Here is a 24,635-nt window from a genome sequence, read left to right as displayed (position 1 = left end):
TTATCGAAGGAGCATGCACAGCATGGACATCAAGTTTGGATTCGCCGATACCGCCCGCGAGCTGGTTATTCACGCTGAAGGTGACCAGGAAGAGCTGACTAAGACGATCAATGGTGCTTTGGCGGACAACTCCACTCTCGAACTGGAAGACGCTAAGGGGCGTAAGTTCATTGTGCGGACGGACCGCGTCGTCTACGTCGAAATCGGCACTGCCCGCGCCCATACCGTGGGATTCGCGGGTTAAGTACGCACGAGCTTCGCCAGCGGGTAGCCTAAATGGCCATGGACAATCCCGCGCACAGTGATCAGCGCCCGCAGCAGCATTCCCCGCACACCTCAGCGCTGACGCGTTTTGCACGCGACTACGGCTGGTGGCGGGTCGTGGCAATCCCCGTCATGGTTGTCATCACGGTCTGGGTTCTCGTTGATGTGCTCCGCTCGCCGTCAGCAGAGTCGCCTGAACCGACGGCAGGGGAGGAGCAGGCAACGAGTAGTGTTGCTGCCACTACATCCGCACGGAAGGGGCCCGACCCGGCAAACGCCAGCGCCGTTGAAGCAGCTAAGGATGAGCTTCCCGCAGGCGGGACCTTCACTGAGCAGGGCGAGGAAACCTACCGTGACGCCGGCCCGTCGACGATGCATGCGGGCAAGGGCGGAACACAAACCATCCGGTTCTCAGTCGAGATTGAAGATGGCGTGGATACTGCCGCTTATGGGGGCGACAGTGCTGTTGTCGCGCTTGTCGACGCCACCCTGGCCGACCCCCGCGGTTGGACCGGCGCTGGGAATTACGAATTCATCCACGTGAAAGCGGATGACAACCCAGATACCCACATTCGCCTCACGTCACTGGGCACGACTGCAAAACTGTGCGGCGCGCAGTTGCAATCAGAGACTTCCTGCCACACGACAATTACGGGCGAATCAGCGGTGTATCTCAATGAATCGCGCTGGGTACGCGGTGCAGTTCCCTTTGAAGGCGATTTAGGAAACTACCGCCAGTACCTCATCAATCACGAGTTCGGCCACGCTATCGGCTATGCCTCCCACCAGCCGTGCGGTGGCGATGGCAAACTTGCACCGGTCATGATGCAGCAAACACTGAGCCTGAACAATGCTGAGCTTTATGCCAAGGATTCGGAAGAGGTTTATCCGGACGAGGATGTGACGTGTGAGCCCAACCCGTGGCCGTATCCCATCTCAGCCGACCACGATCACGCTAAGCCGGAATAGCCCGACGAGAAAGACGAAGACGTACTCATGCCGCTGCCTCCCGAACCCGTTCTAGCCACCTTTAACGCTGAAACCCGACCGCGCCGCGTGAAGGGCGAGCTGATGGGGCCCGCTTGGGATAATGGAATCCTCGTGGGGGATGTTGTCTTTGCCGAGGCCCGCGAATGGTCCGGCTGGTCTGCCAAAGTGCGTGACAAGCTCAGCGTCCCAGGGGTACGAATCGCTCGTCCTGTACTGACCACTGATGGGCGCTACACGGCCGCCGGCTGGAAAGCTACGCAGTTCGTGCCCGGTCAGGTACGTGGGCGTATTGATGAAGCGGTGCAGTTAGCGCTGCGGTTGGATAGCGCTCTCGCCACTATGCCGCTGCCGAGCCTAGGCCAGCGTGACGATATCTTTGCCCGCGCCGAACGTGCCGCGTGGGAGGAGACGGGCGAGGCATATTCCGATGAGGAGCTTTCCGAGCTTCCCTTGGTGACTGCGCACATGGATGTGCTGGGTACCGCGATTTTCTCTGGTGCGAATCCGCCAGCGCTGACCGATATCGTTCCCTCCGCTGCACCGCGCCCACAGGGTTGGTCCGCAGCGATAGCGATGGTGGACGGATTGATTGCGGATGCTGTCGATGCAGATATCTGTACTCGCTTTGAATCGATTCCTGGTGTGCACCAGCTCCTGTTACGTGCGGTGGCTTACCGCCGATACGTGAATGTGCTGCACCCGAACTCAAAATCGACGGTGCGTTCGAGCATCGAAAAGGTGGAAGAGGCCCTCGTGTCCGCCGCATCTGACAGACTATAAGGCGTGAAATACAGCAGCCAGTCCACCGCCCGCGCCGGCGTTAGCCTTCCTCCTTCGCCCGACGTCCGCCTTATTCCCCGAACTCGGAGCGCCACTCAACGCTCCTGGGACGTGCCGTTGCCGAAGGAAGGCACGTGGCGCGTTTTGGGTACCGCGGGTTCAGGGGTATCGAGCTTGCTTATCGATGTTGTCTTGGGACAGCTAAGCAGCGGTGCTGATGCCTCCGGCATTCTCGTTGTCGCGCCGTCGAAAGAATCCGGCTCATTGCTGCGCCGCGAACTGGCTGAGCATCTCGATGATTATGCGGCACAGGCTTCCATGGTGCGTTCTGTGCACTCGTTGGCGTTCGCGTTGCTCCGCCGCGGCAGTGAAGAGGAGCTGCGGCTGATTACCGGTGCGGAGCAGGACGCTGTCATCCGGGAGCTACTGGCGGGCCATGCGGCGGATGGCCGTGGTTTGTGGCCTGCGGAAGTGCGCCCGGCTTTGGAGTACGTCGGCTTCGCGCGGCAATTGCGTGACTTGTTACTGCGCGCGATTGAACGCGGGCTTGGTCCAAATGACTTGGAAGAACTTGGCTCCCGCTATCAACGTCCCATGTGGTCTGCCGCAGGTGATTTCCTCCGTGAGTACGAGCGCACCCAGGCTCTTGCTGGTTCTCATTCTTACTCTGCAGCGGAACTAGTCAGCCAGGTTCTCCTGCGCCCCGAATTGCTGCAGGATCACCCATGGCACACCATCGTGGTGGATGATGCTCAGCTGCTCGACCCTACCTCCGGACAGCTCATCTCTGAGCTAGCCAAAACTGCCCGGCTGACCGTAATCGGCGGTGACCCAGATCAGGCAGTATTTGCGTTTCGCGGCGCCAATTCTGAATTTCTCACCTCGTGGGAAGCAGAAAATGAACTGCACTTAGAAGCACCGCACCGCAAGCCGTCACCTGCTTGTGTAAGCGTTGTTGACTCCCGTGGAACCCTGCGTGATGTTCTGGCTAATACTGTCCGTCGCCGCCACCTCGAGGACGGCGTGAGCTGGCGTGATATTGCAGTCATTGTGCGTTCGACGGGAGACATTGGTCCAGCCCGCCGGACTTTGCTGGCCGCCGGAGTTCCGGTGCATATCAACCCAACAGATGTGGTTCTGGCAGAACAGCGCTTGGTCAAAGCCGTCTTGCTGGCGTTGCGTGCACTAGAAACCGATCTAGATCCGGTGGAACTTGAGGACCTTATTACTGGTCCCGTGGGTGGTGCCGATCCAGTGACCCTGCGCCGCCTTATCCGCGGCTTGCGCCGATGGAAGCCGGAGCAGCGTGGCATGGACACCTTGCGCGAGTTGCTTGAGGGCGATGTGCCTGACTTCGACAACCTCCTTACGGAACGCGAGGAAGCCATTCTTGCCCGCATTCGTGGCGTCCTGTCTGCTGGCCGCGAGGCTCTTCGTGCAGGAGCTGCTGTGGAGGAAATCCTCTGGGAGGTGTGGCAGGCTACGGGGCTCGATACCCGCCTCCAAGCCGCAGCCCTGCGCGGCGGCGCCGCCGGTTCCCAAGCGGACCGAGATCTAGATGCCATGATGGCTCTCTTCGATGCCGCTGGTGACTACGCCGAACGCCGCCCTTCTGCGTCGTTGGAGTCCTTCATCCTCCACATCACCGAGCAAGAGCTCCCCACCGGCGTGCGTGATCGCCGCTCGGCTCTGCCAGATGCCGTGGAGATTCTCACCGCGCATGGAGCTGTTGGACGGGAATGGGACACGGTCATCGTTGCGGGTGTCCAAGAAGGCGCGTGGCCCTCAGTGGGGGAGACCGGCTCCCTCTTCGGACAGGAGGACCTCATTGACCTGCTGGACCGCGACATCACGCCGGGCACACCGGTAAGCCATGTATCTGGTCGTTTAGCAGAAGAACGCCGCCTCTTCCACGTGGCTACTACTCGTCACCGCCACCGTTTGCTGGTTGTCGCGGTGGATTCTCCAGAAAGCGATGAAGTGGAAGAACCGTCCCGCTTCATTGAGGAGTTCTTGTCTGCCGGTGGCGTGGATGTACCCGGTGCACAAGTGCGCCGGGAAACCAGTCAGCATTGGGCACGGCAAGCATTGCCGCGCGAGTTAGGCCTTGACCTTCCGGAGACAGGTTTGGTAACCCTACGAGGTGGTGCCGACATTGATGAGGAACTGGATCCGCTGGAGGTCTCAGTGCTCTCAGTCTCTTCCTTCGTGGCACAGCTGCGTCGCTGCGCTACCGATCCAGAGTCTGGTGAGGCAGAGCGTTCTCAGGCGGTTCGGCAGCTTGCCCGTCTCGCAGAGGCGGGTGTCCCCGGGGCCCATCCGGATCAATGGTGGGATGTGCGCTCGGTGGCGTCTGAACAGCCGCTGACCGGTTCAAATAGTTTGTCGCCTTCCCGCGTGGAGGCGCTCATGGCCTGTCCACTGAACGCAGTGTTGGGCAATCTCGCTGAAGAAGAGACAACAAATATCAACCTTGTGCGCGGCAACCTTGCCCATGCCTTCCTCGAAGCATTAGGTCGCGGTGTTGAGCCAGGAACAGCGAAGAAACTCGTGGTAGAAGCCTTCGCGACGATGCTCGATGGCCCGTTGTGGCGCCGCGATGCTGAGCTTGCTGATTTCGAGCGCCTCATCGACCGTACCCATAGCTGGTCGCTGTCCACCACGTTGGAACCGGTCGGTGTCGAGGTCCCCGTATCCGTCGACATTTCCCCGGAAGTGACTATCCGCGGGTATATCGACCGGCTCATGAAAGAAGGCGATGAGTACGCCGTTGTCGATCTCAAAACTGGTTCGCAGGCAGCAACGAAGGAAGCCGCACGAGACAACACCCAGCTACTGACTTATCAGTTAGCTCTTGCCCACGGAGAACTCGTCAGGGAGGACTCTGCTGATGAGGAACAGGTAAAGGCAATTCGCACCGGTGAAGGTGTACCTCGCGCTACGAGCCGGTTGGTGTATCCACGGACTACAGCAGCAAGCGTGACGGTACGTGAACAAACGGCTAAGCCACCGGAGGAACTTGAGGAGTTTGCAGCTCAGCTGCCAGCCCTCGTCGCGGAAATGCGGGGGCCAGGACTTACTGCTCGTGAGAACGACGGCTGCGATCGTTGTCCTATTCGCTCCATCTGTCCTGTCATGAACGAAGGAGGTCTGGTGACCAATGCCTAATCACCCTCAGAACCCCACTCACCACTTCAGTCCTGAGGAACTGGCTACTGCCCTAGGCAAGCCTTTCCCTCCTACCGAGGAACAAGCCGCCGTCATCGAGGGCCCACTTGGGCCCAAGCTCGTCGTTGCCGGTGCTGGCGCGGGCAAGACCGAGACGATGGCCTCACGCGTCGTGTCCCTAGTCGCCAACGGACTGGTGCGTCCTGAGCAGGTCCTCGGATTGACCTTTACGCGTAAAGCGGCACAGCAGCTCGAGCAGCGTATTCGCCGACAATTGTTGACCTTGCGCTCTTCAGGCATCCTTAGCCCCGGTAGCGCTGCTGCCGAAGCTGTGGAAAATATTGTGCCAAAGGTGTCCACCTATGACTCCTACGCAGGTGACCTTGTCCGTGAATACGGACTACTCATGCCGGTGGAACCGAGCGCTCGCATCATTACGGAGGCTGAACGTTACGCCATTGCTCATGAGGTAGTGAGTAACTACGCCGGTTCTTTGAGCACTGATCACTCAGTGGCCACGGTGACTGCCACCTTGTTGAACCTCGCGCAAACCATGGATGGCGAACTCAAGGATCCTGATGCCTTGCGTGAGCACGAAGAGATTTTCCGTAAGACTGCGGAGGACCTTGAGAAGACTCAGAAGAACGGCAAGGAATTCAGCGACAAGGTGCAGGGCTACCTGGACACGCAGCGTCTTCGCTTGGAATACCTGCCTCTGGTGAAAGCACTCAAGAAGGAGCAAGCTGAGCGAGGAGTCATCACCTTTGGTGAGCAGATGTCTATTGCTGCGACTTTGGCGAAGAACTTCCCGCTCTTGGGCGAGCAGCAAAGCGCACGCTACCGCGTTGTAATGCTCGACGAATATCAAGACACCTCTCACGCACAACGCATCTTGCTGCGCTCTCTTTTCGGCGGGCCGCGCGAGGGTCTGTCGGTGACCGCAGTGGGTGATCCCATGCAGTCGATTTATGGCTGGCGTGGGGCTACCGCGGAAAACCTTGCGGCTTTTGTCACCGACTTCCCACAACCGGATGGTTCAGATGCACCGAAAGACCAGCTCACCACCTCGTGGCGCAATCCCTCCTCGGTACTAGAGCTGGCCAACGATGTAGCTGCGAAGCTCTTCTCTGAAAGCCCAGGGGAGCGCCCCGTCGATGAGCTTTCGCCCAAGCCGACTGCACCGGCAGGAACCGTCGAGTTGGGCTACTTTGCCACGGAAACAGAAGAAAGAACCTTCATTGCGGAACACTTGCGTGAGCTCTATGAAGCTACTCCCGAGGGCGAAGATTTTAGTGCGGCAGTGTTGGTGCGCACCAACAAACAATCACCGCTCATCGCGGCAGCCCTCGATGAGGTTGGTGTTCCAAACGAGATTTTTGGAGTCGGTGGCCTTCTGTGGCGCCCCGAGATTCAAGACCTCGTCGCAGTTGCAACGCTGCTGGTTCGCCCCCAGGACACTACCGCAGCTTTGCGCGTGCTCACGGGGCCGATGTGTGGCCTAGGCATCGCCGATATTCAGGCTCTCCACTCACGTCAGCGGAACTTGGCCGGTACTACTGATGGCCGCCTTCGGTGGGAAGGGGGTGACCCGCTGGAGTACCTCACTGCTCAGGTGGAGTCCATCACTGCTGAAGGGCCGGACCAAGTATTGGGACTCGCGGACGCCCTTGCTGATCTAGGCGAACGTGAACGCTACAGCGCAGAAGGCCTCGAGCGAATGGAGGAGGTCGCCGCCAAGCTGCGTTACCTGCGTACATATTCGCTAGGCAAGTCGTTGAATGACATTTTTGCTGACATTGAGCTCGTCTTTGGTGTGCGCACTGAGGTTCTCGCTGCCGGAAAGCCGGGAGGAACAACGCACCTTGATGCCTTTGCTGACCTCGTGGCCGGCTTCCATGGAGATGGTTTGGCCGCGTTGCTGGATTACTTCGAGTTGGCCAAGGAAAAAGAGGACGGGCTCGCCTTGGGCGAGGTTCCGGTTGTGCGCAACCGCGTTCAGATTATGACCGTGCACAAGGCCAAGGGACTGGAATGGGAGCACGTATGCGTGGCACATGCAGACTCCTCGAGCTACAAAGCCCAGGCAGAGACCTTCCTCACGAAGATTGAGAAGGCACCTGGCGATGATGACTACATTGACCTGCCCGATGATGCGGTGAAGCGCTCGGAATTCGGTAAAGCCTGTGAGGCCTTCAAGCAGCTTGACCGAGAATTTCAAGCAGAGGAAGCAGCTCGTCTTTTCTACGTAGCGATGACGCGCACAGAGTCCACGCTGACGGTGACGGGCTCCGGTACAAACAAAGCAAAAGGTGCTAGCAAGAAGGGCCCGTACTCGTATTTACAGTTACTGGCAGACAAGCACCCAGAACTTGTTGTCCACTGGGAGGTACCGGCTCTTCCCGTCGAGGCTGAAGAAGGCATGGAGCGTGAAGCTCACTTCCCGTCGCTGACTCCACAACCACAGGCTGTTGATGCTGCCGCTGCGGTTCGCGCCGCACTGGCGGAGCTTCCAGCATTGCGTGATGGCGAGACGTTCGAGCTGTGGGAACAAGAGGCAAGCGCACTTATTGAAGAGCACAAGGCGCTGCAAGCTCCCGTGGTCGATGTTGAGCTTCCGAGCGAGTTGACGGCCTCCGACATGGTGGCCATGTCGGCTGACCCAATTCAGTTCGCGCGTCGCCAGCGCCGCCCCATTCCCTTCAAACCAAATTCCTACGCCAAACGCGGTACCGCCTTCCACGCCTGGCTTGAAGACCGCTTTGGCGCACCGGCGCTCCTGGGTGAGGATGAACTACCGGGCTCCCACGATGAGCCAGATCATGACCTCGAATCCCTCAAGGAAGCGTTCTTGGCTTCCGAGTGGGCACAGCGCACCCCAGCCCACGTTGAGGCACCTTTTGAAATCACCATCGGTGATTCCGTTGTGCGTGGGCGCATGGACGCGGTATTCCAGCAGCCTGACGGAACCTGGCTCATCGTTGACTGGAAGACAGGTCGGCGTCCCCAGGGCGCTGCGCTGACCTCAGCACAGATCCAGCTTGCTGTTTACGCAGAAGCATGGCGCCGTATCCACGGTGTCGACTCCGTTCGCGCAGCCTTCTTCTACGTTCATGAGAACTTCCTTCTGGAGCCGGAAGACTTGCCTACTGGTGCTCGGCTTGCCGAGCTTCTGGACTCTGCAGTTTCCACCCCGCCCGGGTTAAGTCTAAGGTAGTCTCACGGTACATTCGGTCCGTTCAAGGGAGGTTGGCGCTTAGTGGCCAAGCACTTAGGCAAACGCTTGACATCGCGTTTCTTGCCGCAGATTGAGTTAACCTCGCAGCCTGATCATGCGTTGATTGACGTCATTACTCTCCCGCGTACGGAGAGCACCAACCCGTGGAAGCAACTGGCTCGCCGCGTCCTGTGGGCTTTTGGCCTTCTCGTCTTCGTCACTATCGTCGTCTTCTTCGACGGCGGTGGTTACAGCGAGGACCTGTCGCTGCTCGATGCCGCGTATTATTCGGCGGTCTCGCTGACCACAGTGGGCTATGGTGACATCGTTCCCGTTACTCCGCAGGCGCGTTTCATCAACCTTGCCATTGTTACCCCGGCCCGCCTGCTCTTCCTTGTCTTGTTGGTCGGAGCGACCTTGTCGGTGCTTACTGACCGAGCACGTCGCACTTTTGAAATCCAGAATTGGAGAAAGCAATTGCGTAACCACACTGTCGTTATCGGCTATGGCACGAAGGGCGCCGGTGCGGTGGCCGCTCTTATTGCGGATGATGTCCCTGCCTCCCAGATCGTGGTCGTCGATACCAACCGCGCCGCATTGGCTAACGCCGAGCACCACGGTCTTGTGACCATCTATGGTTCCGGTACCAAGCAGGATGTTTTGCGCATTGCCGGTGTGCAAAATGCTTCGTCCGTCGTCGTGACTCCATCCACGGACGATACCGCGGTGCTGTGTACGCTTTCCGTGCGCGAGCTCAACCCCAAGGCTAAGGTTGTGGCTTCCGTTCGTGAATCCGAGAACCGACACCTTCTCTTGCAATCGGGTGCTGACTCTGTGGTGACCTCCGCGGAGACTGCAGGCCGTCTGCTTGGACTTGCCACCGTCACCCCGACGGTGGTGGAGATGATGGAAGATTTGCTCTCCCCGAACGAGGGTTTCTCCGTTGCCGAGCGCGCTGTGCGTGAGTTTGAGGTTGGTTCTAACCCGCGGCACCTTGCGGATATTGTGCTGGCGGTCCTGCGCAATAACGAGCTACACCGAGTTGATACCGCCGATGCCTATGCCCTCAAACCAGGTGACCGCCTGCTCTATATCAAGCACGAAATGCAGCAGGCCATCGATGATACCGATGAGGACGAGGACGACGACAAGTAATGTACCTGCCAGTCACCGAGACCGGCCGCATCCCAGTTGATGCCCAAGGCCAGCCAGTCCTCGTGGCAGAACCTGCCGGTGACATTCTCGTTGAAGCCGGCGACGTTGACGCCTTCTTACTGGATACAGCAGCTGCCGAGAAACTCGGCACGTTGCAGGATGCCGCGTTCTTCAACGGCCAGAGTGACATCCTCAAAGCCGTGCATGTGATCCGGAATCGTCGTGAAGCGCGCTTTGATCCGCGCACGGGTGAGGAACTGCAGTACCCTGCTCCCGGTGTGGTGGGGCGCGCTGGTGACCGCTATGTCTTTCCCCGTCTTGACCCAGCGGTGATCGGCATTATTCACCACGCAGAGTCGGAGCGTATTCTTCTGGCGCGCAACCGCCACCGGCCAGGATTCTTCTCACTCATTGCAGGCTACGTCGAACCAGGCGAAACCCTTGAGGCTGCCATGGAGCGCGAAGCTCTCGAGGAAACCGGTCGCCGACTGCATACCGTGCGGTACTGGGGTTCCCAGCCGTGGCCGCCCAGCGGGTCCCTTATGGTGGGCTTTTCCGCTGTCACGGAGGATGTCGAGGCCGTGTGCGATACTGACGAAGAGCTCGCAGAAGTACGGTGGGTGTCCCGCGCTGACCTGCCGAGCATGACCATTGCCCGCAAGGGCTCAATTGCACACACGATGATTATGGAGTGGTTCCACGGTGATGAGACCGGATCTGTCCCTGCTCGATGAGGACCAGCGTGCCGCCGCTACGGCGCCACGCGGACCGGTATGCATCCTGGCGGGCGCAGGTACGGGTAAAACCCGCACGATTACCTACCGCATTGCCCACATGGTGGACCAAGGATTTGTCAATCCCCAGCGTGTTCTCGCTGTCACCTTCACCACCCGTGCAGCAAGTGAGATGCGCGAGCGGCTTAACCAGATGGGAGTGGGGGGAGTGCAGGCGCAAACCTTCCACGCCGCCGCCCGCCGGCAGCTGAAGTACTTTTGGCCGCAAGTAGCGGGGGACCTGCCGTGGCAACTCATAGATAACAAATTCAGCCTTGTCGGACGCGCAGTGCGCTCATTGGGGCTCGACAACACCAAGGACACTATTCGTGATTTCCTGGGCGAAATCGAGTGGGCCAAATCATCGCTCATTGGCCCCGAGGGCTATCCGGGCGTCATCGAAAGCACAGACCGCGAGGCCCCGGGGGATCCGCAGGCTGTTGCCGAGGTCTTCCGCCGCTATGAGGACATGAAGTCCACCCCGGATCTCATGTACCTCGACTTTGATGACCTCCTCATGCACATTGCCGGGGCTATTGAGAATGTTCCATCGGTAGCGGAAGTATTCCGTGAGCAGTACCGCACGTTTGTCGTGGATGAGTACCAGGATGTCACTCCACTGCAGCAGCGTGTGCTTGAAGCCTGGCTGGGGGACCGTGATGACCTCACGGTCGTGGGTGATGCCAACCAGACCATTTACTCCTTTAACGGTGCCTCACCGGAATACTTGTTGGACTTCTCCCGCACGTACCCGCAGGCCACCATGATTAAACTGCAGCGAGACTACCGCTCCACGCCGCAGGTTACACAGTTGGCTAATGAGGTCATTGCAAAGGCCAGCGGCCGTGCCGCAGGCACCCGGCTAGAGCTGCAGGGTATGCGCGAGCCCGGTCCGGAGCCCACCTTCAAGGCTTATGAATCTGAGGAAGTAGAAGCCAAGGAAGTCGCGGGCCAGGTACTGACCTTGCTTAACCAGGGCGTAAAAGCTTCCGAGATCGCCATCCTCTATCGCATCAATGCGCAGTCGGAACAGTTTGAACAGGCGCTTGCCGACGCCGGAATTGTCTACCAAGTGCGCGGTGGTGAGGGTTTCTTCCGGCGCCCCGAAATCTTGGAAGCTATCCGTGTGCTTATTGCTGCGTCGCGCCGTGATGACCTCCCGGCGGATCCGGTTGCCGTTGCCCGCGCAGCTTTTGTAGAGCTGGGCCTGACGGCTACAGAACCGCAGGGTGCCCAGGCGCGAGAGAGGTGGCAGTCACTGAGCGCACTCGTGGATCTCATTGCCCAAATCGTGGAGGATCACGAGGGCATTGATCTCAACGGCGTGCTGGGAGAGCTGCACCGCCGCTCAGAAAACAAGCACAACCCCACCATGGAGGGGGTTACCTTGGCCACCATTCACGCTGCTAAGGGCTTGGAGTGGGATGCGGTCTTCCTCGTCGGTCTTACCGAAAAGCTGCTTCCCATTAACCATGCCATCAAGGCTGGCGATGAGCAGGTGGAAGAGGAACGCCGCCTGTTCTACGTGGGCATTACCCGTGCCCGCGAGCACCTGGCCCTGTCGTGGGCGCTAGCAAAGACCACCGGTTCGCGGGCATCGCGCGAGCGGACCCGTTTCCTCGACGGCCTCGTGCCGGGCATTGAGGAAAGCGAGTCGAGCAATCGCCGTTACCGCCCGCGGCGCTGCAGGGTCTGCTCCAGCGAGCTCACCAGCCCTGCGGAAAAGGTATTGGGCCGCCACGAATGGTGCGAGTACGAAGGAGACGAGGACGTCTTCAACGCTCTGAGGTCATGGCGCGCCTCGGTGGCCAAGGACTCTAAAGTCCCTGCCTATGTCGTCTTTTCTGATGCCACCTTGCAGGCTATCTCGGAAGCACTTCCCGCCACGGAAGCGGAACTGCTTGATGTCTCAGGCGTAGGCCCGACGAAACTGGAGCGCTACGGCGCGGAGGTTTTGCAGATTATCGCTTCTACGCGTTAAGCGCGCTTGCGCACACAACAAGCAAGCTGAAGGTTTTAGCCCGAACAATACGGGCAGCGTGGATGCTCCAGCACGAAGCGGTGTTGTTCCATGCCGTAGAGATCGATCTCCTTGAGTTCTCCGGCCAGGGGCCGTGCTGTCGGAGCCCCAGGTGGGGAAGGCCTGCCCATGAGTCGGCGAATGGTGACCACCGCATGCATCACAACGGCGGTGCGCACTATGGGATCCCCTGGCCGCACGGCCGCATCAGCTCGCTGTGCCACCTCATGCCACTGTGCATCAGCATCAATGCGGTGCAGGTGCGCACACATGGGACACGGGCCCGCACCATTGACACGTACCGGCCCAATGATGCCCCGGGCATCCAACATAGATACCGGCAACCACGTCGCCTTACTTCGGTGGAGCGCCTGCGCCCATTTCACGGCACCACCGAGCATGTCCACCGCCACGATTGGAAGGTAGCCCGCCACGTTGTCGATGTAATCAGCGGCTGATTCGGTGTGGAGGGGAGTGCGGGGCTGGAAGTGGTCGCCCAGAAGTGCGTCGCGAAGCTCATCGGCTAACACCGAGTTCCCAAGCACCGCGATGCGTTGGAGTCGCGGTTCCGGCCACAAGATGTGGTAGCTAATGAGGTCGTCGACAAGACTGCGCGCAGCAGCAGGTGATAGCCCCGTACGGGCAATCAAATTCTCAATCGTTTGCCTGGTCAGCGGCGTCCGAAGCCGGTTGAGGACACTCGCCAACTGTGGATGTGCTTCTAGCACCCCGACGCGCGTGGCGTCCATTCCGCATTGCACCATTCCCGGCTCGCGTTCGAGAACGACCACGTCTGGCGCCAACATATAGGTTTGTGCCGCCATAAATTCTCTCCCCCCGTCGCGCGGCATCCCTCCTAGCCGCGGTGGGTCTCTATTGCACCACAGGTAGAATGCCCTGTCATGTCGAGTAACCCCGAAGTCCGCGTCATTCGCTCAGCCCGGCGCCGGCGCACCGTCCAAGCCCGCACTGTCGACGGCGTGCTGGAAGTACGTATCCCGGCATGGATGTCGGCAACGGAGGAGGAGAAGGCCGTAGCGGACATCGTGGCGAAGGTGCAGAAGAAGCACTCATCGGCGCAGCTTTCCGACGCCTCCCTCACAGCCCGCGCCCGCTCACTGAATGCACGATTTCTCGACGGCCGCGCAACCGTAGGATCTATTCGCTGGGTAAGCAATCAAAAATCCCGTTGGGGCAGTTGCACTACCTCAACGGGAGATATTCGCATTTCGGACCGTCTGCAGGACGTTCCCGAGTACGTTCTCGATGCGGTCATTATCCACGAGCTGACCCACACCTTCATTTCCGGTCATGGCCCGGAGTTTTGGGAATGGGCAGATCGTGCGCCTAAGGCGGAGCGCGCCAAGGGCTATTTGGAGGCCTATCAGCGCTTCCGCTAATCCTCGCGGGAGTCTTTGCCGTCGGCGTCGTCCTCGCCTTCGACTGTGCCCTCCGCGTCAGTGTCCTGCGCGGAGTCATCGTTCTGCTGCTTGAGCATTTCCTCCAGCTTGGAGAATTCCTCTTCAAAACCTTCGTCAGTGCTGTCATCGAGCAGGCCATCAATGAAGGAGGCAGGGTTGTCGATGTGCTCCGCAGTCGGCAACAGGTCTGGGTGATCCCACGCGGAATCGCGCTTGTCTGGCCCCACGGCCACGGTGGCGCGACGCCACAGCTCGGCGGCAGCCTCCACCTTCGGGGCATTGAGCTCAATGCCGACGACCTGGGAGAAGGCCTTTTCCGCGGAGCCGCCGGTGGAGCGGCGGTGTGCCCACGCCTCATTCATCGCCTGCGTCGACGGAATGCGCTCACTCAGGGCCTCAGTAACCACGTGCTCGACCCAGCCTTCGACGAGTGCCAGAAGGGTCTCCAGACGGGAGGCCGCGCCAGCGTTGCGCGAGGTGATGCGCGGGGAGAGGTCCATGCCCTGCAGTTTGCCCATCGCATCCTGAATAGCTTGCGGGTCACCGGATTCCAGGTTGAGCTCGCGTGTAGCTTCCTCAATGTGGGAAGTGTCGATGACCAGGCCCATGGCGTACTCCTCGACGGAGGACACCAGGCGTTCGACCAGCCACGGCACGTGCTTGAACAGGCGCTGGCGGGCAGCCTCACGGGCGCCGATGTAGACGAGCACCTCCTGGCCCGGAACGTTGAGGTTGCGGGCGATGGCCTGAATATTGTGCGGCAGGAGCGCCGTGGTGCCAGCGGGGGAGACCGGCAGTCCGAAGTCGGAACCGGTCAGTGCCTGCGAGGCGAGGTCACCAAGAGCATGGCCCAGTTTCATGCCGAAGTTCATGCCGGACATCGAATTCATCATTGAGGTCAGGGGGCCCATCATGTCGCGGGCTTCCTCCGGCAAAGACTCGAGCTGTGCGTTGTTCATGTGCTCCGCCACCGGGGTGACCATGCGCTGCCACATCGGCAGGGTTTCCTCGAGCCACTGGGCAGAGTTCCATGCGGTCACGGTACCCGAGGCCGTGGGAAGGTAGGTGGCGTCATCAAGCCACAGCTCGGCCAAACGTACCGATTCTTGGACGGCGGTGCGGTCTTTGTCGTTGACCTCTTTATCACCGGAGATCTGCTGCAAGGAAATGCGCTTGGCCAGGTCATAGTTGACGGGGCCAGCGCCTTCCGGGGAGTTCATGGAGGAACCCATACCGGATAGCATCTGACCAAATTGGTTGAGAAGATCGCCTAGGCCACCGCCACCGCCAGCGCCACCCGCGCTGAAGCCGAAGGCGCCGAACGGGTTCTGGTCGCGACGATCTTTGTCGTCGTCATCATCATTGTTGGGGAAGGAAAAACCGAATCCGTTGCTCATGCGCCCCAATCTACCGGTTTCCAGGTCACGGATTCTAGGTTCTCGGCAACGCTGAGAGCGAACAGACCATCAAACGTTGTAGGCTGTTTCTCCGTGAATCAACAGCAGAACCCTCGAACTCGCCGCCTCCGTACCCTGACTTGGGGAGCGATTCCGGTGGTGCTTACGGGAGCTCTGCTCAGCGTGGACCACATCCCGGGGACGGACATTACTCTGACGGTTCCGTATGCCGCAGAAGGCCCGGGGCCTGTTGTGGACACGCTCGGTGAGGTTGAGGGTATGCAGGTCGTCGACGTGGAAGCGCCGGAGACGTACCAGCCCACCGGCCAGCTCAACATGACAACGGTATCGGTGCGCACCAACATGACGATGGCGCAGGCGCTGGGGCGTTGGCTGTTTACTGATGACACTCTCGTACCTATCGAAAACATCATCCCGCAGGGCAAGACCGACGAGGAGGTGCAGGAGGCGAACCAGCAGGCCTTTACCCAGTCTGAGTCAGCTGCCACTGTGGCCGCCATGGACTACCTCAACAAACCCGTGCGCGTTGAGGTGGCGCAGGTGCTTGACGACGCCCCTGCGGCCTCCACGCTTCACGACGGCGACATCATCACCGCCGTCAATTCCGAACCCGTCACCGAACCCGGCGAGGTCCAAGAGAAAATCCGAGGACTGGATCCCGGCGATGACGTCACGCTCGACATCACCCGCGACGGTAAGGACCGCACCGAAAAGGTCACGCTTGGTGCCCACCCAGAGGACAAGGACACTCCGCTCCTTGGCATCCTCATGACGTCGGTTCCCACCGAAGACATCACGGTGGATTACAACCTGCAGGACATCGGTGGTCCTTCGGCTGGCATGATGTTTACGCTGGCGGTCATCGACAAACTGTCCACCGAGGATCTCACTGGCGGAGTCAAGGTAGCTGGCACGGGCACCATCGGTGAGGACGGACAGGTTGGCCCTATCGGTGGCATTGTCCATAAGGTTCGTGCCTCCCGGGATGCGGGCGCGCAGCTCTTCCTCTCCCCAGCAGAAAACTGCGCCGAGGCCATCAGCCGCGATACCGGTGACATGGTGGTAGCCAAGGTGCATACTCTCGACGACGCCATCACAGCCATGCATGACTTTGCTGCCGGCGACGAGGTCGAGACGTGCGCGAAGTAATCGCGCGCGGCCTGCCTGACCGCGTGCGGTGAGACTAGAAGGTGAGGCTAGACGAGGCCTAGTTCCTTCAGGCGCTCCTCCGGATCGTCCTGGTCGGTGGAAATCATCTGCTGCATGATGAGACCTTCGTCGTTATCCACGACGGTGAGGATGGCGGTGTTGCCCAACATGGACCAGCCCACGACGCGGTTGCCGCTGTCCTCAACGACACGCGAGCTGCGCAGTTCCGTGAGCACCTGGGTGGTCTGGGAAGCCTTGGCCTTGGACTTGAAGAACTGGAACTGGCCCACCTTGGAGCCAGAGCAATTGAAAGAGTCCGTCACACCGTTCGGGTCGCAGCGATCAAACTCCTCAAAGATTTCCTCGGGAACGAGGCCGCCGAAAATTGCGTAGGCTTTGTCCACCGAAGCCTCGAACTTCCCACCCGATGCCGAGCTCGGCTCAGCGGATTCGGACTCGTCCGCGTCATCGGAGTTGGACTCTGATTCGGAAGCCGGCGCGGACTCGGATTCCTCGGAGGAGGTGGTGTCCTCAGCAGAGCTGGTCTCGCTCTCCTCTGCGGATGTCGAGGTAGCGGCCGCGGAGGTGGGCTTCTCTGCGTCTGTTGACGCAACAGGCGAGGTAGCCGGCGACGGCTCGGGGGTTTCCTTATCCCCACATGCGCTCAACAGCGCGCCGGCGGCGAGCACGGCTGAGGCAGCGGCGGTGAGGCGGGTGGTCAAACGCACGGTGGGGTGGCTCCTCTACAAAGCGGTACTGCTGAATAACTCGATAATGCTTAATGCTATCTGCCCAGTTTAGACGATTAAATAAGCTCGTCTGGATCCTGCTCCAAACCGTAGCGCAGCGCAGCGATGACGCCGGGCGCTACGTTTGGACCTCCGCGCAGCTGAATATCGTCCTCGGCGAAGGGGCCAGCTGCTTCCAGCTCCTCCTCCGTGGGGCGCAGCTGCAGGAGGGTGAGCTCAGCGCCATGCTCATCGCCGCCCTGCACGGTATCGCGCAAGACACCGGAGAAGAGGCGGGCCGGGTGGGCGTCGCCAAGCGCGGCGTCCTCCGTGTCTTTAAACATGATTTCTTGTGCCAGGATGACTCCGGCAATCTCGCGCGGCCACGCCAGGCGCGCGACGTACTCGGCTAAGTGCTCCGAGCCGGGCTCAATGCCCTCCGGCAGCTCTTGGACGACCAGAGTAAGCGGCGACTCGTCATCCACATCACCCAACTGGGCAGCGACTAACTCGGTAGGCACAAGCGCAAACAGAGTCGGTGGGGCATCCCAGCCCTCGGCATGAATGAAGTCGACGGCCTCGCGCATCGCCTGGTTGAGCGCGCGGTTGGCAGCTGGCTTGGAATTGGGTTGGGAACTCATAAGCGTCCTTGTTCGTTGACGGTGATAGTGCTTCTCTAGACTAGAAGCTTGATACCTCTATATTCGCACGAGACCTGATTGGAGCTGGAGTTGGCTTCCGGACTGAACCGACCCACCGCCCCGATGAAACGTCCTCCCAGAGTGCTCTCCTGGGTCGTCGCCATCATCGCTGTCCTCTTGTTCATCGGCCCTATGTTCGTGGGCTTCTACACGGACTGGAAGTGGTTCGGCGCGATTGAGTACCGCGGGGTCTTCACCAAGACCCTGCTTACCCGAATCGTGCTCTTCGTCGTCTTCGGACTCGTTGCCGCCGCCATCACCTACGTCGCAGGGCTTTTGGTATGGCGTGGTCGCGGCGGTTCTTTCGATATGGCAGACCTGAACTCGCCGGTCTACCAGTACCGCAAGTCCATTGAAAGCACCATGGGGGTCTTCCTCAAGACCATCCCGGTGCTCATCGGTGTCGTCTCCGGTCTGCTGGGCCAGGCTAACTGGCGCACGGTCATGCTCTTCCTCAACTCGCAGGACTTTGGATTTAATGACCCGCAGTTCAACCACGACTTGGGCTTTTATGCCTTCCGTTTGCCGGTGTGGTCCATGCTGGTCAATGCATTCTCGATGCTGTTTGCGGTGTGCTTCCTCATCGCGCTGGTGGGCCACTACATCCTGGGTGGCATCCGTATTGGTAACCGTGCTGCTGGTGTTCGTGGTTCGCTGTCGAAACCTGCGCGTACCCAACTGGCTGTGACCGCTGGTATCTGGATGCTGCTACAGGTGGCTGGCTACTGGCTGGAGCGCTACCAGCTGCTCTACAACCAGCATTCGCTGTTCACCGGTGGTTCTTATACCGATATCAACGCCTACCTGCCGGCAAAGATCATCCTCATGATCATCGGCATCTTTGTGGCGGTGGCGATCTTCTCCGCAGTGGTGATTAAGGACCTGCGCATCCCAGGGCTGGCCGTGGTGCTTATGGTGCTGTCCGCATTGGTCATTGGTCAGGGCTGGCCGCTCATCATGGAGCGCTTCTCCGTCAACCCGAACCGCCAGGCTAAAGAAGCTGAATCCATCTCGCGCAATATCGAGTCCACCCGCTTTGCGTACGGGCTTACTGAAGACAAGGTGACCTACGAGGAAAACTGGGGAGCAGGAGACGTTTCTGATGACAAGGTGGCTTCTGATGACTCCACCATCTCGAACCTCCGCCTGCTGGACCCAGACATTCTGGCGCCGACGTTTACTCAGATGCAGCAGCTGAAGAACTTCTATGGCTTCCCGGAGACTCTGGCGATGGACCGCTACGAGATTGACGGCGAAATCCGTGACTTCGTTGTGGCTGCCCGCGAGCTGGATCCCAATGAGTTGCAGGAAAACCAGCAGAACTGGATTAACCGTCACACTGTGTATACCCACGGCAACGGCTTCATCGCAGCACAGGCTAACAAGGTGGATGAGGTAGCCCGCGATGCAGGTTCTGCTCGTGGTGGTTTCCCCATCTTCACGGTGGCTGACCTGCAGACTCAGTCCGGTAAAGACGCTGAGGGCGAGGGTGAGACTCAGAACGCTGAAGAATCCTTGGGCATCAAGGTGGACGAGCCCCGCATCTACTTTGGTCCAGTGATTGCGGGTGCGCGCGATGGCATGGACTACGCCATCGTGGGCAAGACCGGTGACCAGCCGGTGGAGTATGACACCGATACCTCCACGTACACCTACGAAGGTACTGGCGGTGTGGATATTGGCAATATCGTTGACCGCACTGCCTTTGCCCTGAAGTACCAGGAGCTGAACTTCCTGCTGTCCGAACGCGTCGGCTCCGAATCCAAGTTGCTCTATGACCGTGACCCGCGTGAGCGCGTGGAAAAGGTCGCCCCGTGGCTCACTACGGATTCCTCCACCTACCCGGCTGTCATCGATGGCCGCATCAAGTGGATCGTGGATGGCTACACCACACTAGATTCCCTCCCATACTCGCAGCGCACTTCACTGACGGAGACCACCCAGGACACGCAGAATCCCAACGGCACCACGCAGCGCCTAGTCAATGACCAGGTGGGCTACATCCGTAACTCGGTCAAGGCGACTGTCGACGCCTACGACGGCACCGTCGATCTCTACGAGTTCGACACCGAAGACCCCGTGCTCAAGGCGTGGGAGGGTGTGTTCCCGGGCGTCGTCAAGCCAGAGTCGGAGATTTCCGACGAGCTGCGCAAGCACCTGCGTTATCCGGAGGACATGTTCAAGGTACAGCGCAACCTGCTGGCTAAGTACCACGTGGATGACCCAGGCGTGTTCTTCAACAACGATGCCTTCTGGTCTGTGCCGGAGGACCCGACCGCCGGCGAGTCCCAGGGTCTGAACCAGCCGCCGTACTACGTGTTGGCCTCCGATCCGGAAACCAACAAGCCGAGCTTCCAGCTCATTACTTCTTACCGTGGTCTGAACCGTCAGTTCCTCTCCGCACACATGGCGGTGTCCTCGGACCCGGATACCTACGGTGACATCACCGTGCGCGTGCTGCCGACGAACACCCAAACCCAGGGCCCGAAGCAGGCACAGGACGCCATGATGTCCTCCGACCAGGTGGCTCGTGACCGCACGCTGTGGCAGGGCTCGAATGACCTGAAGAACGGTAACCTTCTGGCTTTGCCAGTGGGCGGGGGAGAGATCCTCTACCTGGAGCCGATCTACTCGCAGCGCAAGGGCCAGGAATCCGCGTTCCCGAAGCTGCTGCGCGTGCTTGTGTCCTACAAGGGCCGCGTGGGCTATGCCCCGACGATTGGTGAGGCCTTGGAGCAGGTCGGTATTGATCCGAAGGCTGCCCAGGACATCACGGAGATCGAGGGCGACTCGGGTGAGAAGACCGACAAGGATGACAAGGAGAAGTCCGACGGTGACCAGAAGGACGCTAAGGATGACCAGGATTCTGAGGCATCCGGACCGGCTTCCGCTCCGAAGGCATCCAGCGAAGGCGAGGCCATCGACGCCATCAACAAGGCTCTCGACGGTGTGGACAAGGCCAAGGACGGCTCCTTCGAGGAGTACGGCAAGGCCCTAGACGAGCTGGATAAGGCCGTGGAGGACTACCGCTCGCTGCAGTCCCAGTAAGCCACAACCAGCGCTAGCACTCAAGCCTGGCGCCTCCGCACGAAATGGTGCCTACCCTGCTGATTTGGGTAGGCACCATGGTGTCTGTATAGTTACATGAGTCGCCAGCGCACAGGACAGTGCGCAGAGCGCTTGATGTTTGGAAGTACATCTCGACGCGGGGTGGAGCAGCTCGGTAGCTCGCTGGGCTCATAACCCAGAGGTCGTCGGTTCGAATCCGGCCCCCGCTACCAACTTCTAAGACCCACCAGTCACTTCGGCTGGTGGGTCTCTTCGTTTTCGTTGGCCCGAAATTCGCCTCGAGCGCTACCCACCAATCCAGCATGCGGCGTTGTCGTTCGCCTGATCTGCCGCGGTGGGTTCTGGCGAGCAGTTTGAGCTGGGCGTTGATGCCGCCTTCTAAGCTGTTGGTGGTGGATTTGATCCGCTCGGGCGCAAGGACTCCTGCTGGCGGGTTGAGGTAGACAAACAGCATCTCGGACCGCCAAAGATGGTTGAGGCTGTTGTAGGCCTTGCGCACGTTGTGGTGGGTCCACACGCGGGTCCATGCACCTGTTTTGGGGTCTTTGATCATGGTTTTCTCGTTCATCCATTCCCGGTAGATCGTTGAAAACTCGTGCAGTTGCACACCCCACGCGGCGGCTTCATCCAGTGTGGTGATCCGGGTCAGTTTCAGCGCAAGTCGGTAGATGGTGCGCCCGGCATCGGTGCGTGGGTTGGTGGTGGTGTAGCGGCGGACCACGCGTTGGGCGTGGACGAGGCAGCGTTGAATTTTCGTAGTCGGCCAGCACTTTTTGATTGCGCTGTATGCGCCTTGGCCGCCGTCGATGACGGCGATGAGTGGGGCTTCGATGCGTTCAAGCAGCAGTTGGTAGTCGCGGGTGGTTTCGTGTTTGCACCAGTGCCAGGCGATCACGTGGTCGATGGTCGCCGCGACGATCAGGCAGCCACCGGCGGTGTAGGTGCCATCGAGAAATACCTGGTCGTAGATCCGCTTGTGGTGGCCGGCGGTGGGGTCAGGCACATCAACGAGCCAGCACCACTTGAAGCGCCGCTTCATGGTGGCGCGGCTAACACCGTTTCGTTTGGCTAGGTCGTCGAGTGATATTGCGGTGGTGCAATGCTCGATGAACTGGGTGAACACTGCCGCGTTGGTGATGTCGTTTCGACGTTTGACGCTGGAGGCGCCGCATTGTTTGCAGCGCCATCTGGTGGTGCCTTTGCTGGTGGTGCCGTTGCGTTTCATTTCACCGCCGCAGTGGCAGCGTGGTTGGTTCTTCGACATTGCGACACCACACCACGCCGCGCATAGCACATCACGGCTGCCACACCGAGGATTTCCCGTCGGGGGCTAGATGTGATGTCCAGGGACGTTGTTCTGGCCCCCGCCCGTAATGACACCGTGCCGATTCAAGAAGTATCTGTCCAGACCGCTTGCCCTTGCCATTGAAGGCATGTTAGAGTTTGGGGCATGTCGAGTCCCGAATCAGACAGGTCAGGGGTTGTCGGTCACACCGCCAGCCCCTTGAACCACTAGTTACGACGCCCACGATCTGTGTGGGCGTATGTCTGGCGTACCCGGGGCGCTGGCCGTGGTGACAAGAAGAACCATTTCTTGATCTCACACCTCGGAGTACTCGATGCCTTTTGCCCTTTACATGCTTGCCCTGGCGGTCTTCGTCATGGGCACTTCAGAATTCATGCTCGCGGGATTGCTCCCCGCGATCGCGACCGAACTTGACGTCTCGGTCGGCACTGCGGGCCTGCTGACCTCCGCATTCGCAGTCGGTATGGTCGTCGGCGCGCCAGTGATGGCGGCATTCGCTCGCCGTTGGCCACCGCGGCTCACATTGATCGTTTGCCTTCTCGTGTTCGCGGGAAGCCACGTCATCGGAGCGATGACACCAGTGTTCTCTCTCCTGCTCATCACCCGGGTGCTCAGCGCTCTCGCAAACGCAGGATTCCTCGCCGTAGCACTGAGCACGGCCACTACCCTCGTGCCAGCGAACCAGAAGGGGCGTGCACTGTCGATCCTGCTCTCCGGCACGACGATCGCAACCGTCGTGGGCGTCCCCGCCGGGGCACTGCTCGGCACAGCGCTGGGCTGGCGAACGACGTTCTGGGCGATCGCCATCCTCTGTATTCCCGCGGCCGTTGGAGTCATTCGTGGCGTCACGAACAATGTTGGTCGGAGCGAGACTAGCGCGACCTCACCAAGGCTCCGTGTCGAGCTCAGCCAGTTGGCGACGCCGCGGCTCATCCTGGCCATGGCACTCGGAGCGCTGATCAACGGAGGGACCTTTGCGGCATTCACCTTCCTGGCACCCATCGTGACCGAGACCGCGGGCTTGGCCGAAGCGTGGGTGTCCGTCGCGCTGGTGATGTTCGGCATCGGATCGTTCCTTGGCGTCACGATCGCAGGACGACTATCAGATCAACGACCTGGCCTCGTGCTCGCAGTCGGCGGACCGCTATTGCTGACAGGCTGGATCGTGTTGGCAGTGGTCGCATCTCATCCCGTTGCGCTTATCGTCCTCGTCCTCGTTCAGGGATTCCTGTCGTTCGGCGTCGGCAGTACTCTGATCACGCGTGTGCTGTATGCAGCATCGGGTGCGCCAACGATGGGCGGTTCGTACGCAACCGCAGCATTGAATATCGGAGCTGCAGCGGGGCCCGTGCTTGGTGCGCTCGGGCTCGCGACCGGGCTGGGGCTGCTCGCGCCGGTTTGGGTCGCTTCGGTGCTGACAGCGATCGCTCTCGTCATCATGCTTCTCACCAGACGCGCGCTTACGAAGACCGCGGCGGAGGCCAATTGATGACCCATCCGAACGCTCTTCTCACTCCTCGTGCCCGTCTCCGGTTAGCTCGGCTGATTGTCGAAGACGGCTATCCGGCCACGATCGCCGCAAAGATGTTCATGGTCTCCCCGATCACTGCCCGGAAATGGGCAGGCCGCTACCGGGAAGAGGGTGAGTTTGGGATGCAGGATCGCTCCAGCAAGCCGCACCGGATCCCAGGCAGGACGCCCGAGCATGTCAAGAAGAAGATCATCAACCTGCGCTGGCGGCTTCGACTGGGGCCAGCCCAGATCGCTGCGCGACTTGGTCTCTCGACGTCGACTGTTCACGCGGTCCTCGTCCGTTGCCGCGTGAACCGCCTCTCGCATATCGATCGTGTCACTGGCGAGCCATTGCGGCGATATGAGCATCCTCATCCGGGATCGTTGATTCATGTCGATGTCACGAAGTTCGGCAACATCCCCGACGGCGGTGGACATCGTTACGTAGGTCGGCAGCAAGGCGCACGGAACAAGCTCGCGACTCCGGGATTACCACGAGGAAAAGATCACAAGCCGCGCACCGGGACGGCGTTCGTTCACACAGTCATCGATGACCACTCCCGCGTCGCATACGCAGAAATCTGGTCGGATGAGCAGGCGAGCACAGCGGTGGGAGTTCTCGAACGCGCCGTGGCCTGGTTCGCCGAACGAGGCGTGACCGTCGAGCGAGTCCTATCCGACAACGGGTCGGCATACAGATCCCACGCATGGAGGGACTTCTGCGCTCGGCTCGGCATCCGACACAAGCGGACACGCCCCTACCGGCCGCAGACGAACGGGAAGATCGAGCGATTCCACCGCACGCTCGGGGACGGCTGGGCCTATGCCAGGTTTTACGGTTCAGAGGCCGAACGACGCCTGGCGCTGCCCGGCTGGCTCCACTTCTACAACCACCACCGACACCACTCTGCGATTGGCGGCGTACCCTTCGACCGACTCAACAACGTCCCTGGACATCACAGCTAGA

At 60.1% G+C, this 24,635-nt stretch carries 18 protein-coding genes, 1 tRNA gene and 1 pseudogene; 15 read left to right on the top strand and 5 right to left on the bottom strand.

The features are described from left to right. Positions 1-22 precede the first annotated feature (22 nt). From QP922_RS06300 to QP922_RS06265, 8 genes are read left to right on the top strand one after another with little or no spacing between them, the layout of a single operon-like run. Complete coding sequence (locus QP922_RS06300; protein WP_039674240.1) at positions 23-244, top strand: DUF3107 domain-containing protein; 222 nt, start codon at positions 23-25, stop codon at positions 242-244. A 38-nt stretch (positions 245-282) separates the two neighbouring features. Then, positions 283-1,233, top strand: a complete 951-nt coding sequence (locus QP922_RS06295; protein ID WP_284808411.1) for a DUF3152 domain-containing protein — start codon at positions 283-285, stop codon at positions 1,231-1,233. A 27-nt stretch (positions 1,234-1,260) separates the two neighbouring features. After that, positions 1,261-2,034 carry a hypothetical protein gene (locus QP922_RS06290; protein ID WP_284808410.1) on the top strand — a complete coding sequence of 258 codons (774 nt, stop codon included), beginning with the start codon at positions 1,261-1,263 and terminating at the stop codon, positions 2,032-2,034. A gap of 3 nt (positions 2,035-2,037) precedes the next feature. After that, positions 2,038-5,202: an ATP-dependent DNA helicase gene (locus QP922_RS06285; protein WP_284808408.1), complete on the top strand. Its 3,165-nt coding sequence runs from the start codon at positions 2,038-2,040 to the stop codon at positions 5,200-5,202. After that, positions 5,195-8,416 carry an ATP-dependent helicase gene (locus QP922_RS06280; RefSeq protein WP_284808407.1) on the top strand — a complete coding sequence of 1,074 codons (3,222 nt, stop codon included), beginning with the start codon at positions 5,195-5,197 and terminating at the stop codon, positions 8,414-8,416. Before QP922_RS06285 ends, QP922_RS06280 begins: the two co-directional genes overlap by 8 nt. A gap of 42 nt (positions 8,417-8,458) precedes the next feature. Then, positions 8,459-9,571, top strand: coding sequence for a potassium channel family protein (locus tag QP922_RS06275; protein ID WP_284808406.1), 1,113 nt, complete (start codon positions 8,459-8,461; stop codon positions 9,569-9,571). Beyond that, positions 9,571-10,305 carry an NAD(+) diphosphatase gene (locus QP922_RS06270; RefSeq protein WP_284808405.1) on the top strand — a complete coding sequence of 245 codons (735 nt, stop codon included), beginning with the start codon at positions 9,571-9,573 and terminating at the stop codon, positions 10,303-10,305. Before QP922_RS06275 ends, QP922_RS06270 begins: the two co-directional genes overlap by 1 nt. Next, the gene (locus tag QP922_RS06265) at positions 10,274-12,325 is read left to right on the top strand and encodes an ATP-dependent DNA helicase UvrD2 (protein WP_284808403.1); all 2,052 of its coding nucleotides are present in this window, start codon (positions 10,274-10,276) and stop codon (positions 12,323-12,325) included. Before QP922_RS06270 ends, QP922_RS06265 begins: the two co-directional genes overlap by 32 nt. A 35-nt stretch (positions 12,326-12,360) precedes the next feature. Here the strand turns inward: QP922_RS06265 and QP922_RS06260 are convergent, their stop codons facing one another. Beyond that, positions 12,361-13,188 carry a TOMM precursor leader peptide-binding protein gene (locus QP922_RS06260; protein ID WP_284808402.1) on the bottom strand — a complete coding sequence of 276 codons (828 nt, stop codon included), beginning with the start codon at positions 13,186-13,188 and terminating at the stop codon, positions 12,361-12,363. Between the two features lie 78 nt (positions 13,189-13,266). On the opposite strand from QP922_RS06260, the gene QP922_RS06255 reads away from it, so the two are divergent. Next, positions 13,267-13,764 (top strand): M48 metallopeptidase family protein, encoded by a 498-nt coding sequence (locus QP922_RS06255; RefSeq protein WP_284808401.1) that lies wholly within the window; start codon positions 13,267-13,269, stop codon positions 13,762-13,764. Here QP922_RS06255 and QP922_RS06250 read toward each other — a convergent pair. After that, on the bottom strand, positions 13,761-15,182 hold the full coding sequence (locus QP922_RS06250; protein ID WP_284808399.1) for a zinc-dependent metalloprotease: 1,422 nt from the start codon (positions 15,180-15,182) through the stop codon (positions 13,761-13,763). The genes QP922_RS06255 and QP922_RS06250 overlap by 4 nt on opposite strands. A gap of 93 nt (positions 15,183-15,275) precedes the next feature. Here QP922_RS06250 and QP922_RS06245 point away from each other — a divergent pair, with 93 nt between their 5' ends. Next, entirely contained in the window at positions 15,276-16,352 is a 1,077-nt protein-coding gene (locus tag QP922_RS06245; protein ID WP_284808398.1) for a YlbL family protein, read from the top strand. A 47-nt stretch (positions 16,353-16,399) separates the two neighbouring features. On the opposite strand, the gene QP922_RS06240 is transcribed toward QP922_RS06245, so the two are convergent. Beyond that, positions 16,400-17,080, bottom strand: a complete 681-nt coding sequence (locus QP922_RS06240) for a beta-N-acetylglucosaminidase (protein ID WP_284808397.1) — start codon at positions 17,078-17,080, stop codon at positions 16,400-16,402. Positions 17,081-17,157: 77 nt separating this feature from the next. After that, positions 17,158-17,721 carry a PPA1309 family protein gene (locus QP922_RS06235; protein WP_284808396.1) on the bottom strand — a complete coding sequence of 188 codons (564 nt, stop codon included), beginning with the start codon at positions 17,719-17,721 and terminating at the stop codon, positions 17,158-17,160. A gap of 123 nt (positions 17,722-17,844) precedes the next feature. Between QP922_RS06235 and QP922_RS06230 the strand changes: the two genes are divergently transcribed. Both QP922_RS06230 and QP922_RS06225 read left to right on the top strand, forming a co-directional pair. Further along, positions 17,845-20,829, top strand: a complete 2,985-nt coding sequence (locus QP922_RS06230) for a UPF0182 family protein (protein ID WP_284808394.1) — start codon at positions 17,845-17,847, stop codon at positions 20,827-20,829. 156 nt (positions 20,830-20,985) lie between these two features. Further along, positions 20,986-21,062: transfer RNA gene (locus tag QP922_RS06225), tRNA-Met, on the top strand. Positions 21,063-21,181: 119 nt separating this feature from the next. Here the strand turns inward: QP922_RS06225 and QP922_RS12930 are convergent. After that, a pseudogene (locus QP922_RS12930) lies at positions 21,182-22,075 on the bottom strand (IS256-like element IS1249 family transposase); the annotation flags it as partial. Between the two features lie 319 nt (positions 22,076-22,394). Here QP922_RS12930 and QP922_RS12925 point away from each other — a divergent pair. Genes QP922_RS12925 through QP922_RS06205 form a run of 3 tightly spaced genes read left to right on the top strand, consistent with a single transcriptional unit; the run spans position 22,395 to position 24,634 of the window. Beyond that, positions 22,395-22,448, top strand: a complete 54-nt coding sequence (locus QP922_RS12925; protein WP_011113070.1) for a chloramphenicol resistance leader peptide — start codon at positions 22,395-22,397, stop codon at positions 22,446-22,448. A gap of 21 nt (positions 22,449-22,469) precedes the next feature. After that, the gene (gene cmx, locus QP922_RS06210) at positions 22,470-23,645 is read left to right on the top strand and encodes a chloramphenicol efflux MFS transporter Cmx (RefSeq protein ID WP_005297378.1); all 1,176 of its coding nucleotides are present in this window, start codon (positions 22,470-22,472) and stop codon (positions 23,643-23,645) included. After that, on the top strand, positions 23,645-24,634 hold the full coding sequence (locus tag QP922_RS06205; RefSeq protein ID WP_167380529.1) for an IS481-like element IS5564 family transposase: 990 nt from the start codon (positions 23,645-23,647) through the stop codon (positions 24,632-24,634). The genes cmx and QP922_RS06205 overlap by 1 nt, the downstream gene beginning before the upstream one ends. Position 24,635 lies beyond the last annotated feature (1 nt).

The organism is Corynebacterium sp. MSK218 (assembly GCF_030232655.1).
In the GTDB taxonomy this organism is placed as follows: Bacteria; Actinomycetota; Actinomycetes; order Mycobacteriales; family Mycobacteriaceae; genus Corynebacterium.
Note: the sequence above shows the minus strand (reverse complement) of the source record. Positions and strands in the feature narration are given on the sequence as shown.

Excerpts from the sequence above, each read along its gene's own strand:
- QP922_RS06300 (WP_039674240.1), top strand. The coding sequence starts at position 23 with ATGGACATCAAGTTTGGATTCGCCGATACCGCCCGCGAGCTGGTTATT.
- QP922_RS06295 (WP_284808411.1), top strand. The coding sequence starts at position 283 with ATGGACAATCCCGCGCACAGTGATCAGCGCCCGCAGCAGCATTCCCCG.
- QP922_RS06290 (WP_284808410.1), top strand. The coding sequence starts at position 1,261 with ATGCCGCTGCCTCCCGAACCCGTTCTAGCCACCTTTAACGCTGAAACC.
- QP922_RS06280 (WP_284808407.1), top strand. The coding sequence starts at position 5,195 with ATGCCTAATCACCCTCAGAACCCCACTCACCACTTCAGTCCTGAGGAA.
- QP922_RS06270 (WP_284808405.1), top strand. The coding sequence starts at position 9,571 with ATGTACCTGCCAGTCACCGAGACCGGCCGCATCCCAGTTGATGCCCAA.
- QP922_RS06260 (WP_284808402.1), bottom strand. The coding sequence starts at position 13,188 with ATGGCGGCACAAACCTATATGTTGGCGCCAGACGTGGTCGTTCTCGAA.
- QP922_RS06255 (WP_284808401.1), top strand. The coding sequence starts at position 13,267 with ATGTCGAGTAACCCCGAAGTCCGCGTCATTCGCTCAGCCCGGCGCCGG.
- QP922_RS06250 (WP_284808399.1), bottom strand. The coding sequence starts at position 15,182 with ATGAGCAACGGATTCGGTTTTTCCTTCCCCAACAATGATGATGACGAC.
- QP922_RS06235 (WP_284808396.1), bottom strand. The coding sequence starts at position 17,721 with ATGAGTTCCCAACCCAATTCCAAGCCAGCTGCCAACCGCGCGCTCAAC.
- QP922_RS06230 (WP_284808394.1), top strand. The coding sequence starts at position 17,845 with ATGAAACGTCCTCCCAGAGTGCTCTCCTGGGTCGTCGCCATCATCGCT.
- cmx (WP_005297378.1), top strand. The coding sequence starts at position 22,470 with ATGCCTTTTGCCCTTTACATGCTTGCCCTGGCGGTCTTCGTCATGGGC.
- QP922_RS06205 (WP_167380529.1), top strand. The coding sequence starts at position 23,645 with ATGACCCATCCGAACGCTCTTCTCACTCCTCGTGCCCGTCTCCGGTTA.